22 protein-coding genes are annotated in these 10,297 nt (G+C 59.9%); all 22 read right to left on the reverse strand.

The window, feature by feature from the left end; all coding sequences use genetic code 11:
- Positions 1 to 207: 207 nt before the first annotated feature.
- On the reverse strand, positions 208 to 684 hold the full coding sequence (gene rplO / locus CO666_RS31115) for a 50S ribosomal protein L15 (RefSeq protein WP_097615810.1): 477 nt from the start codon (positions 682 to 684) through the stop codon (positions 208 to 210).
- A 16-nt stretch (positions 685 to 700) separates the two neighbouring features.
- Positions 701 to 910 (reverse strand): 50S ribosomal protein L30, encoded by a 210-nt coding sequence (gene rpmD / locus CO666_RS31120; RefSeq protein WP_003547566.1) that lies wholly within the window; start codon positions 908 to 910, stop codon positions 701 to 703.
- Positions 911 to 924: 14 nt separating this feature from the next.
- The gene (rpsE, locus tag CO666_RS31125) at positions 925 to 1,494 is read right to left on the reverse strand and encodes a 30S ribosomal protein S5 (protein WP_085736917.1); all 570 of its coding nucleotides are present in this window, start codon (positions 1,492 to 1,494) and stop codon (positions 925 to 927) included.
- Between the two features lie 131 nt (positions 1,495 to 1,625).
- The gene (gene rplR / locus CO666_RS31130; protein WP_097615811.1) at positions 1,626 to 1,988 is read right to left on the reverse strand and encodes a 50S ribosomal protein L18; all 363 of its coding nucleotides are present in this window, start codon (positions 1,986 to 1,988) and stop codon (positions 1,626 to 1,628) included.
- 12 nt (positions 1,989 to 2,000) lie between these two features.
- Positions 2,001 to 2,534: a 50S ribosomal protein L6 gene (gene rplF / locus CO666_RS31135; protein ID WP_003578670.1), complete on the reverse strand. Its 534-nt coding sequence runs from the start codon at positions 2,532 to 2,534 to the stop codon at positions 2,001 to 2,003.
- A gap of 42 nt (positions 2,535 to 2,576) precedes the next feature.
- Positions 2,577 to 2,975, reverse strand: a complete 399-nt coding sequence (gene rpsH / locus CO666_RS31140; RefSeq protein ID WP_003547562.1) for a 30S ribosomal protein S8 — start codon at positions 2,973 to 2,975, stop codon at positions 2,577 to 2,579.
- A gap of 12 nt (positions 2,976 to 2,987) precedes the next feature.
- The gene (gene rpsN / locus CO666_RS31145; protein ID WP_003573787.1) at positions 2,988 to 3,293 is read right to left on the reverse strand and encodes a 30S ribosomal protein S14; all 306 of its coding nucleotides are present in this window, start codon (positions 3,291 to 3,293) and stop codon (positions 2,988 to 2,990) included.
- 32 nt (positions 3,294 to 3,325) lie between these two features.
- Positions 3,326 to 3,883: a 50S ribosomal protein L5 gene (gene rplE, locus CO666_RS31150; RefSeq protein WP_003573788.1), complete on the reverse strand. Its 558-nt coding sequence runs from the start codon at positions 3,881 to 3,883 to the stop codon at positions 3,326 to 3,328.
- Entirely contained in the window at positions 3,876 to 4,184 is a 309-nt protein-coding gene (gene rplX, locus CO666_RS31155) for a 50S ribosomal protein L24 (protein WP_003547559.1), read from the reverse strand. Before rplX ends, rplE begins: the two co-directional genes overlap by 8 nt.
- A gap of 11 nt (positions 4,185 to 4,195) precedes the next feature.
- Positions 4,196 to 4,564 (reverse strand): 50S ribosomal protein L14, encoded by a 369-nt coding sequence (rplN, locus tag CO666_RS31160; protein ID WP_003573790.1) that lies wholly within the window; start codon positions 4,562 to 4,564, stop codon positions 4,196 to 4,198.
- Positions 4,565 to 4,824: 260 nt separating this feature from the next.
- The gene (gene rpsQ, locus CO666_RS31165; RefSeq protein WP_004674926.1) at positions 4,825 to 5,064 is read right to left on the reverse strand and encodes a 30S ribosomal protein S17; all 240 of its coding nucleotides are present in this window, start codon (positions 5,062 to 5,064) and stop codon (positions 4,825 to 4,827) included.
- Between the two features lie 12 nt (positions 5,065 to 5,076).
- Entirely contained in the window at positions 5,077 to 5,277 is a 201-nt protein-coding gene (gene rpmC / locus CO666_RS31170) for a 50S ribosomal protein L29 (protein ID WP_085736915.1), read from the reverse strand.
- Positions 5,278 to 5,289: 12 nt separating this feature from the next.
- On the reverse strand, positions 5,290 to 5,703 hold the full coding sequence (rplP, locus tag CO666_RS31175) for a 50S ribosomal protein L16 (protein WP_003573792.1): 414 nt from the start codon (positions 5,701 to 5,703) through the stop codon (positions 5,290 to 5,292).
- Positions 5,704 to 5,741: 38 nt separating this feature from the next.
- Positions 5,742 to 6,476, reverse strand: coding sequence for a 30S ribosomal protein S3 (gene rpsC, locus CO666_RS31180; protein WP_003573793.1), 735 nt, complete (start codon positions 6,474 to 6,476; stop codon positions 5,742 to 5,744).
- A complete protein-coding gene (gene rplV, locus CO666_RS31185; protein WP_003573794.1) occupies positions 6,476 to 6,865 on the reverse strand; it encodes a 50S ribosomal protein L22 in 390 nt (129 codons plus the stop codon). Before rplV ends, rpsC begins: the two co-directional genes overlap by 1 nt.
- A 2-nt stretch (positions 6,866 to 6,867) precedes the next feature.
- Complete coding sequence (gene rpsS / locus CO666_RS31190; RefSeq protein ID WP_003573797.1) at positions 6,868 to 7,146, reverse strand: 30S ribosomal protein S19; 279 nt, start codon at positions 7,144 to 7,146, stop codon at positions 6,868 to 6,870.
- A gap of 15 nt (positions 7,147 to 7,161) precedes the next feature.
- Positions 7,162 to 7,998 (reverse strand): 50S ribosomal protein L2, encoded by an 837-nt coding sequence (gene rplB / locus CO666_RS31195; RefSeq protein WP_010067087.1) that lies wholly within the window; start codon positions 7,996 to 7,998, stop codon positions 7,162 to 7,164.
- 11 nt (positions 7,999 to 8,009) lie between these two features.
- Entirely contained in the window at positions 8,010 to 8,303 is a 294-nt protein-coding gene (locus CO666_RS31200; protein ID WP_003547550.1) for a 50S ribosomal protein L23, read from the reverse strand.
- On the reverse strand, positions 8,300 to 8,920 hold the full coding sequence (gene rplD / locus CO666_RS31205; RefSeq protein ID WP_085736914.1) for a 50S ribosomal protein L4: 621 nt from the start codon (positions 8,918 to 8,920) through the stop codon (positions 8,300 to 8,302). Before rplD ends, CO666_RS31200 begins: the two co-directional genes overlap by 4 nt.
- A gap of 13 nt (positions 8,921 to 8,933) precedes the next feature.
- Positions 8,934 to 9,575 carry a 50S ribosomal protein L3 gene (gene rplC / locus CO666_RS31210; RefSeq protein WP_003573801.1) on the reverse strand — a complete coding sequence of 214 codons (642 nt, stop codon included), beginning with the start codon at positions 9,573 to 9,575 and terminating at the stop codon, positions 8,934 to 8,936.
- Between the two features lie 33 nt (positions 9,576 to 9,608).
- Positions 9,609 to 9,917, reverse strand: a complete 309-nt coding sequence (rpsJ, locus tag CO666_RS31215) for a 30S ribosomal protein S10 (protein ID WP_003547547.1) — start codon at positions 9,915 to 9,917, stop codon at positions 9,609 to 9,611.
- 304 nt (positions 9,918 to 10,221) lie between these two features.
- The coding region (locus CO666_RS33895) for an EF-Tu C-terminal domain-related protein (protein ID WP_130520932.1) at positions 10,222 to 10,297 on the reverse strand (76 nt) is incomplete at its 5' end.

Below are 10,297 nucleotides of genomic sequence, written 5' to 3' on the forward strand. Positions count from 1 at the left end.
GCGTCTCTGGGGATAGGCCGGCCCCGGAATCAGTATGAAAATTATTCAAAACCGGGTTCAGAACGGATTGCAGTGCAACCCCATGCCTCACCCTCGTTTTAGTCTGACCGGCATGACGCGGGCGCGCCAGCCAAGTTTTTGTGAGGCCCACATATGGGAGCAAAATCGCCCGGTGTGAAGCACCCCGGGCGATATATCATCAGATTATTATTCGGCGGCTGCCGGAGCCGAAAGCAGCGTCACGGTGCCGCCGGCCTTTTCGATCTTCTCGACGGCAGGCTTGGAAGCGCCTGCAACGACGATGGTGATCTTGGTCTTGAGTTCGCCGTCGGCGAGAACGCGAACGCCATCCTTCGGGCGACGGATGACGCCGGCAGCCTTGAGAGCAGCTGCGTCAACGGTCGCCTTGGCGTCGAGCTTGCCGGCGTCGATTGCCGCCTGGATACGGGCGAGCGACACGACAACAAAATCGGAAGCGAAAATGTTGTTGAAGCCGCGCTTCGGCAGGCGACGATAGATCGGCATCTGGCCGCCTTCGAAGCCGTTGATGGCGACGCCCGAACGGGACTTCTGACCCTTCACACCGCGACCGGCAGTCTTGCCCGAGCCCGAGCCGATACCGCGGCCGAGGCGCTTGCGGCTGTGAGTCGAGCCTTCGTTGTCTTTAATTTCATTGAGTTTCATGAGCGTTTCCTCCGTCTCACTTCTCGTCGACGACGCGAACGAGATGCTGGACAGCACGGATCATGCCACGAACCGAAGGCGTATCCTCCAGCGTGCGGCGACGGTGCATCTTGTTCAGTCCGAGACCGATCAGCGTGCGCTGCTGAACATCCGGACGGCGAATCGGGCTGCCGATCTGTTCGATCGTGACAGTCTTCGCTTCAGCCTTCTTGGTAGCCTTGGCCATCTGTCAAACTCCTCTTATTCTTCAGAGGCGTTGCCGGAGGCGCTACGACGAGCCTGCAGCGTTGCATACTTGATGCCGCGCTGAGCTGCGATGTCCTTCGGGTGAACCTGGTGCTTGAGAGCGTCGAAGGTGGCGCGAACCATGTTGTAGGGGTTCGACGAACCGGTCGACTTGGCGACGACGTCATGCATGCCGAGTGTTTCGAATACGGCGCGCATCGGACCGCCGGCGATGATGCCGGTACCGACCTTGGCCGAGCGCAGCAGAACCTTGCCGGCGCCGTGACGGCCATGAACGTCGTGATGCAGCGTACGGCCGTCACGCAGCGGTACGAAGATCAGTTCGCGCTTGGCGGCTTCGGTTGCCTTGCGGATGGCTTCCGGCACTTCGCGTGCCTTGCCATGACCGAAGCCGACGCGGCCCTTCTGGTCGCCGACGACGACGAGTGCTGCGAAACCAAAACGACGGCCGCCCTTGACGACCTTGGCGACGCGGTTAATCGCGACCAGCTTGTCGACGAACTCGCTATCGCGCTCTTCACGGGCCTGGCGGTCTTCCCGCTGCGGCCTTCTTTCCTGTGCCATTGTCCTCTTCCTTTTTCTTTTCCGGGTGCAATCGGCAAACGAATGTGGACCGCATCAGCCTCCCCTTTCGGAGAGTGCCTGCGGTCCGGCGAAAATCCGGCCGGCGCCAAAAGCGTCCGGCCGGAAACTGATCAGAAGGTGAGACCGCCTTCGCGGGCTGCATCGGCGAGAGCCTTGATGCGGCCGTGATAGATGAAGGCGCCACGGTCGAATACGACTTCCGTAACACCGGCCTTGGAGGCGCGCTCGGCGACGAGCTTGCCGACAACGGCGGCGGCGGCGGTATCGGCACCGGTCTTCAGAGAACCGCGCAGATCCTTATCGAGGGTGGAGGCAGACGCAAGCGTCTTGCCGGCCACATCGTCGATGACCTGGGCGTAGATGTTCTTCGAGGAGCGATGAACCGACAGGCGCGGACGGCCGTTGGCCACCGACTTGAGATGACGGCGCACGCGGTTGGCACGACGTGCAAGTGCTTCTTTCCTGCTAGCCATTTCGCGTGATCCTTACTTCTTCTTGCCTTCTTTGCGGACGATCCGCTCGTCAGCGTACTTGACGCCCTTGCCCTTGTAGGGCTCGGGACCGCGATATTCGCGGATTTCAGCGGCAACCTGACCGACCTGCTGCTTATTGATGCCGGAGACAACAATTTCAGTCGGCTTCGGAACGGCGATCGTGATGCCGACCGGCGGTTCGTAGATCACGTCATGGCTGAAACCGAGAGCCAGCTGCAGGTTCTTGCCCTGCAGCGAGGCGCGGTAACCGACGCCGTTGATTTCGAGCTTGCGCTCGAAGCCGTCCTTGACGCCCTTGAAGATGCCTTCGATCATCGTGCGGGACATGCCCCACTTCGACCGTGCATCCTTGGTCTGGTTGACGGGCGTCACGACGACCGCGTTGTTTTCGAGCTTGAGGCTGATTTCGTCGTTTGCAACGAAAAACAGCTCGCCCTTCGGGCCCTTTGCAGTCACCTTCTGGCCATCGACCGTAGCCGTGATCCCAGCAGGCACCTGAACGGGCTTTTTACCGATACGAGACATGTTTCAATCCTGTCTGTTCGCTATGGAGATCCTTGCCCGATCTTAGAAGACCGAGCAAAGAACCTCGCCACCAACGTTCTGTTCGCGAGCCTGGTGATCGGCCATCACACCCTTCGGAGTCGAAAGGATGGTGATGCCGAGGCCGTTCGCGACCTGCGGAATGGACTTGACCGAGACATAAACCCGGCGGCCCGGCTTGGACACACGGCCGATCTCACGGATCACCGATGCGCCTTCATAATATTTCAGCTCGATGCTGAGTTCCGACTTGCCATTGCCGAAATCGACAACGGAATAGCCACGGATGTAGCCTTCGGACTGCAGGACATCGAGAACACGTGCACGGAGCTTGGACGCAGGCGTCGAGACCGACGACTTGCGGCGGGAAGCGCCGTTACGGATACGGGTGAGCATATCGCCCAACGGATCAGTCATTGTCATGTAACCTGCTCCTTACCAGCTCGACTTGACGATGCCCGGCACCTTGCCGAGATTGCCCAGTTCACGCAGCGCAATACGCGACATGCGCAGTTTGCGGTAATATGCGCGCGGACGCCCCGAAACTTCGCAACGGTTGCGAATACGGGTCTTCGATCCATCACGCGGCAGGGATGCCAGCTTGATCGAGGCCTTGAACCGCTCTTCGATCGGAAGAGCCTGGTTCATGATGATCGCCTTCAACGCAGCCCGCTTCGCGGCCTGGTTTGCGACCGTAGTACGGCGGCGCTTGTTCTTTTCAACTGCGCTTGTCTTCGCCATGTCAGGTTCCTTTTCTACGCTCGTCGTTACGGTTATTGACGGAACGGGAAGCTGAACTCTTTCAGAAGAGCCCGTGCTTCGTCGTCGGTCGTCGCCGTCGTGCAAACGATGATGTCCATGCCCCACATCTGATCAACCTTGTCGTAGTTGATCTCAGGGAACACAATGTGCTCCTTGATGCCCATGGCGAAGTTGCCACGGCCGTCAAAGCTCTTCGGGTTCAGGCCGCGGAAGTCGCGAACGCGCGGGAGCGCGATGTTCACGAGACGGTCCAGGAACTCGTACATGCGGGCGCCGCGCAGGGTAACCTTCGCGCCGATCGGCATCTGTTCGCGGACCTTGAAGCCTGCGATGGAGTTGCGTGCGCGGGTGATGACCGGCTTCTGGCCGGCGATCGCTGCGAGGTCGGCGGCAGCAACCGTCGGCTTCTTCGAGTCAGCGGTGGCTTCGCCAACACCCATGTTGATCACGATCTTGTCGAGCTTCGGGATCATCATCTCGTTGGCGTAGGAGAACTGCTCCTGCATCGCCTTGCGGATGCGCTCGACATATTCCTTCTTGAGCCGCGGCTCGTATTTTGCCTCAGCCATCGATCACTTCTCCAGAACGCTTGGCCACACGGACCTTCTTGCCGTCAACAACCTTGAAACCGACGCGGGTCGGCTTGCCGTCCTTGTCGATGATTGCAACGTTGGACAGGTGAACCGGGGCTTCCTTGTTGATGATGCCGGCTTCCTGGGTCTGCGTCTGGCGCTGGTGGCGCTTGACGACGTTGACGCCACGAACAACGGCACGATCTTCCTTCGGCATGACCTGGACAACTTCGCCGGTACGGCCCTTGTCCTTGCCAGCGAGCATGACGACCTTGTCGCCCTTACGAATCTTCTGCATCGCTTTGCTCCTTACAGTACTTCGGGAGCCAGCGAGATGATCTTCATGTGGTTCTTGGCGCGAAGTTCGCGCGGAACCGGTCCGAAGATACGGGTGCCGATCGGCTCTTTCTTGTTGTCGATGAGGACTGCTGCGTTGGTGTCGAAGCGGATGACGGAGCCATCCGGACGACGGATATCCTTGGCGGTGCGAACGACAACCGCCTTCATCACGTCACCCTTCTTCACACGGCCGCGCGGGATCGCTTCCTTGATCGAAACGACGATAACGTCGCCGATCGAGGCATACTTGCGCTTCGAGCCGCCCAGCACCTTGATGCACATGACACGACGTGCGCCGGAATTATCCGCGACGTCGAGGTTTGTTTGCATCTGAATCATATCAGGTCGCCTTCTTGGTTTACCGGAATGGTTGGGCTAGCCCCCTACTCCGGCTTATGAAAATTTTCGCCGGCCGAGCTGCCATGACGGCAACACAGACGCGGCAATAGCTGAATAGCGCGGGATCGATCGTGCCAGGGTGGTTTCCCGAACGGGACCTTCCGTGCGCTCAAAGCAAAAGAACGCCCGGCATTCGAGCGTTCTGACGCTGCTTCATACAGATATTTCGGCGAGACGCAAGGCCTCGCGCAAAATTCTGTTTACTTGCCCTGGGCGGCAATGACCGTCCAGCGCTTGTCCTTGGAGATCGGCGCGCATTCCTCGATGGATACGGTATCGCCAATCTTGTACTGGTTGTTTTCGTCGTGGGCCTTGTACTTCTTGGAACGACGAACGGTCTTCTGGAGCAGCGGGTGAGCGAAACGACGCTCGACGCGAACCACTACCGTCTTCTCGTTCTTGTCGCCAACGACGACGCCCTGCAGGATGCGCTTCGGCATATTTTTCTTCCTTTAGGCCTTAACTTCTGCCGCCTTCTGGCGGGCAATGGTTTTCACGCGGGCGATGTCCTTGCGGACTTCGTTGATGCGCGAGGACTTTTCGAGCTGGCCGGTCGCCTTCTGGAAGCGCAGGTTGAACTGCTCCTTCTTCAGGTCGGCAAGCTTGTCCTTGAGCTGGTCGGCCGTGAGGCCGCGTACTTCTTCGGCTTTCATCGTGCCTTCTCCTTACTCTGCGATGCGCTGTACAAAGCGCGTCTTGACCGAGAGCTTGGCCGAGCCGAGGCGAAGCGCTTCGCGCGCGATTTCCTCGGAGACACCGTCGATCTCGAACATCATACGACCGGGCTTGACCTTGCATGCCCAGTATTCCACGGAACCCTTACCCTTACCCATACGGACTTCGGTAGGCTTTGCGGTTACCGGAACGTCCGGGAACACGCGGATCCAAACACGGCCGGCGCGCTTCATGTAACGCGTGATCGCGCGGCGGGCCGCTTCGATCTCGCGTGCGTTGACGCGGTTCGGCTCCTGGGCCTTCAGGCCGAATTCGCCGAAGGCAAGGTCGGAACCGCCCTTGGCAACGCCCTTGATGCGGCCCTTGAACTGCTTGCGGTACTTAGTACGCTTTGGCTGCAACATTTTCTTACTTCTCCGAGCTTATCTTTCGCCAGCGCTAATTACGCGTTGTCGCGTTCGCGGCGACGATCGCCACGGTCGCGTTCGCGGCTTGCCGGGCCCTGTGCGTCGCCTTCCAGCGCGCGGCGTTCGGAAGCCATCGGATCGTGCTCAAGGATTTCGCCCTTGAAGATCCAGACCTTGATGCCGCAGATACCGAATGCGGTTTCTGCTTCGGCCGTGCCGTAGTCGATGTCGGCGCGCAGCGTGTGCAGCGGCACACGACCTTCGCGGTACCATTCCGTACGGGCGATTTCAGCGCCGCCGAGACGGCCTGCGCAGGTGATCTTGATGCCTTCGGCGCCAAGACGCATCGCGGACTGAACGGCGCGCTTCATGGCGCGGCGGAAAGCCACGCGGCGCTCGAGCTGCTGGGCGATCGACTGAGCGACCAGCGTTGCGTCGACTTCGGGCTTGCGCACTTCGACGATGTTGAGGTGCGTTTCCGAATTGGTCATGTCCGACAGCTTCTTGCGGAGCTTGTCGATGTCTGCGCCCTTACGGCCGATGATCAGGCCCGGACGTGCCGAGTGGATCGTGACGCGGCACTTCTTGTGCGGACGCTCGATGACCACCTTGGAGATCCCGGCCTGCTTCAGTTCGCTCATGACGAACTTGCGCATCTTCAGGTCTTCGTGCAGCAGCTGGCCGTACTCGGCATTGTCCGCGAACCAGCGGCTATCCCAGGTACGGTTGATGCCAAGACGGAAACCGATTGGATTGATTTTCTGACCCATTATGCGGCCTCCTCTACTGCCTGCACTTCACGGACGACGATCGTCAGGTGCGCGAAGGGCTTTTCGATGCGCGACGCGCGACCGCGGCCACGAGCGTGGAAACGCTTCATGACGATCGACTTGCCGACATAGGCCTCGGCGACGACAAGAGCGTCGACGTCGAGATCGTGGTTGTTCTCGGCGTTGGCGATCGCAGATTCGAGCGTCTTCTTGACGGCGCCTGCGATGCGCTTGCGGGAGAACTCCAGCTCAGCGAGTGCACGCTCGACCTTCTTGCCGCGGATGGCCGCAGCAACCAGGTTGAGCTTCTGGGGGCTGACGCGGAGCGTGCGGGCGACTGCTTGCGCCTCGTTGTCCTTCAGCCGGCGTTCGGCTTTTGCCTTGCCCATTGTTACTTCCTCTTCGCCTTCTTGTCCGCGCCGTGACCGTAGTAGGTGCGGGTCGGAGAGAATTCACCGAATTTGTGACCGACCATGTCTTCATTGACGCTGACCGGGATATGCTTGCTGCCGTTGTAGACGCCGAAGGTAAGACCGACGAACTGCGGCAGGATCGTGGAGCGACGGCTCCAGATCTTGATCACTTCTGCACGTCCGCCTTCACGAACCTTCTCAGCCTTCTTGAGAAGATAGCCGTCAACGAACGGACCTTTCCATACTGAACGAGCCATTGGAGACTTCCTCTCTTACTTCTTACGCTGATGACGCGAGCGCATGATCATCTTGTCGGTCGACTTGTTCGACCGGGTGCGCTTGCCCTTGGTCGGCTTGCCCCACGGTGTCACCGGATGGCGACCACCGGAGGTGCGGCCTTCACCACCGCCGTGCGGATGGTCGACCGGGTTCATGACGACACCGCGGTTGTGCGGACGCTTGCCGCGCCAAACGGTACGACCGGCCTTGCCGTCGTTGATGTTGGCGTGATCCGGGTTGGAGACGGCGCCGATCGAAGCAAGGCAGGAGCCATGGACGAGACGCTGTTCACCGGAGTTCAGGCGAAGGATCGCCATGCCCTGGTCGCGGCCGACGAGCTGTGCGTAGCCACCGGCGGAGCGAGCGATCTGACCACCCTTGCCCGGCTTCATTTCCACGTTGTGGATGATGGAGCCGACCGGGATGAACTGCAGCGGCATGGTGTTGCCGGGCTTGACGTCGACAGCCTTCTCGGAAGCGATAACCTTGTCACCGGCAGCGAGACGCTGAGGAGCGAGGATGTAAGCCTTCTCGCCGTCAGCATAGCTCACCAGCGCGATGAAAGCCGTGCGGTTCGGGTCGTATTCGATACGCTCGACCGTGCCTTCGACGTCGAACTTGCGACGCTTGAAGTCGATCAGACGATAGGTGCGCTTGTGACCGCCGCCGATGAAGCGGGCGGTGATGCGGCCGAGGTTGTTACGACCGCCGCTCTTGGTCAGGCCTTCCGTCAGCGCCTTGACCGGCTTGCCCTTGTAGAGGGCCGAACGGTCGACGATGACCAGCTGGCGCTGGCTCGGGGTGATCGGATTGAATGTTTTCAATGCCATTTTCTTATACCTCAGAGACCGGTGGAGACGTCGATCGTCTGGCCTTCAGCCAGGGTCACAACAGCCTTCTTCACGTCCTTCTGCTTGCCGACGAAACCGCGGAACCGCTTGGTCTTGCCCTTGCGCAGCAGAGTGTTGACAGCCGTGACCTTGACGCCGAACAGCGCCTCGACAGCAGCCTTGATTTCCGGCTTCGTCGCCTGCTTGGCGACATTGAAAACAACCTGGTTGTTTTCGGAGACCAGCGTGGACTTTTCGGTGATCGCCGGCGAGACGATCACATCGTAGTGGCGAAGATCGGTCACTTGAATCGCTCCTCTAGCGCTTCAACCGCAGCCTTGGAAAGCACGAGCTTGCCGCGGCGCACGATGTCGTAAACGTTGATGCCCTGGATCGGCAGAACATCGATGTTCGGGATGTTCTGAGCTGCGAGCTTGAAGTTGCCGTCAAGTTCTGCGCCGCCGATGAAGAGGGCGTTGGTCAGGCCGAGCGTCTCGAAAGCGGACGCGAGAGCCTTGGTCTTGGCTTCAGCGGCGACCAGGTTGTCGATGACGATGACGTCATCGGCCTTGATCTTGGCCGAAAGGGCGTGGCGAAGGCCGAGTGCTCGAACCTTCTTCGGAAGGTCGTGCTCATGGCTGCGAACGACCGGGCCGTGAGCCTTGCCGCCGCCGCGGAACTGCGGAGCGCGAGCCGAATGGTGGCGGGCGCGGCCCGTACCCTTCTGCTTGTACATCTTGGCGCCGGTGCGCGAAACTTCAGCGCGGCCCTTTGCCTTGTGGGTGCCCTGCTGCTTCTTGGCAAGCTGCCAGCGGATGACGCGGGCGAGAATGTCTTCGCGGGGCTCGAGGCCGAAAATCGCATCAGAAAGAGAAACCTTCCCTGCGTCTTTTCCCTCGAGGGTCTTGACGTTGAATTCCATTGGTCCGGCTCCCTTACTTCGCTGCCGACTTGACGGCATCGCGCACGATGATCCAGGCACCCTTGGAACCGGGTACTGCACCCTTGATCAGGATCAGACCGCGATCTTCATCGGTCGAAACCACTTCCAGGTTCTGAGTCGTTACGCGCGTCTGGCCCATGTGACCAGCCATCTTCTTGTTCTTGAAAACCTTGCCCGGATCCTGGCGCGAGCCGGTCGAACCGTGCGAGCGGTGCGAAACCGACACACCGTGCGTGGCGCGCAGACCGCCGAAACCATGGCGCTTCATGGCGCCGGCAAAACCCTTACCGATCGTCGTGCCCGTCACGTCGACGAGTTGACCGGCTGCAAAGTGACCGGCTTTAAGCTCGGTCCCGATCTCCAGAAGATTGTCTTCCGAGACGCGGAATTCCTGAAGCTTCGCCTTCGGCTCGACGTTGGCGACAGCAAAGTTGCCGCGCATCGCCTTCGACGTGTTCTTCACCTTCGCCTGGCCGGCACCGAGCTGAACTGCGGTATAGCCATTCTTTTCGACAGTACGCGTGGCAACGACCTGGACGGCCTCCATGCGCAATACCGTTACCGGGACATGCTCGCCGGCGTCGTTATAGACGCGGGTCATTCCCACCTTCTGTGCAATCACACCTGAACGCATCGGTTCAATCCTTCCAACTCAGCTCGAGCAAGCTCAGAGCTTGATCTCAACATCGACACCGGCGGCGAGATCGAGCTTCATCAGCGCGTCCACCGTCTGCGGGGTCGGGTCTACGATGTCGAGAAGGCGCTTATGCGTGCGCATCTCGAACTGTTCGCGGCTCTTCTTGTCGATGTGCGGGGACCGGTTGACCGTAAACTTCTCGATGCGGGTCGGAAGCGGAACGGGGCCCCGGACGCTTGCACCGGTGCGCTTCGCCGTCGACACGATCTCGCGCGTAGAAGCATCGAGAATCCGGTGATCGAACGCCTTCAGGCGAATGCGGATATTTTGGCCGTTCATTCGACGTTATCCTTGTGTTTGTTTTCCACGTATCCTTGGACAAGACACGGGTTGTTCTTTCTTCCTAAGGCGGACCACCGGTTTCAAAGATCGAGAGGGCGCCGATAGCGGAACCCTATCCAGTCTTCAGGGCCTTCTAGCCCACCTTATTGCTTGTTTACTCGCCGCTTTGTCATCCAAAGCAGTGCGCAAATCGCGCTCGCGCGCCATTTGCTACATTTCTGTGTAATAAGCAAGCGGCTTGCGCCGCCTGCATCATAATAATGTCATCGAATCGGCCACCCCACCGGAGCGGCCGAATGAATTACTCGACGATCGAAGCGACGATACCGGCGCCGACGGTGCGGCCGCCTTCGCGGATTGCGAAGCGCAGCTTTTCT

This window comes from Rhizobium chutanense, assembly GCF_002531935.1.
GTDB lineage: Bacteria > Pseudomonadota > Alphaproteobacteria > Rhizobiales > Rhizobiaceae > Rhizobium > Rhizobium chutanense.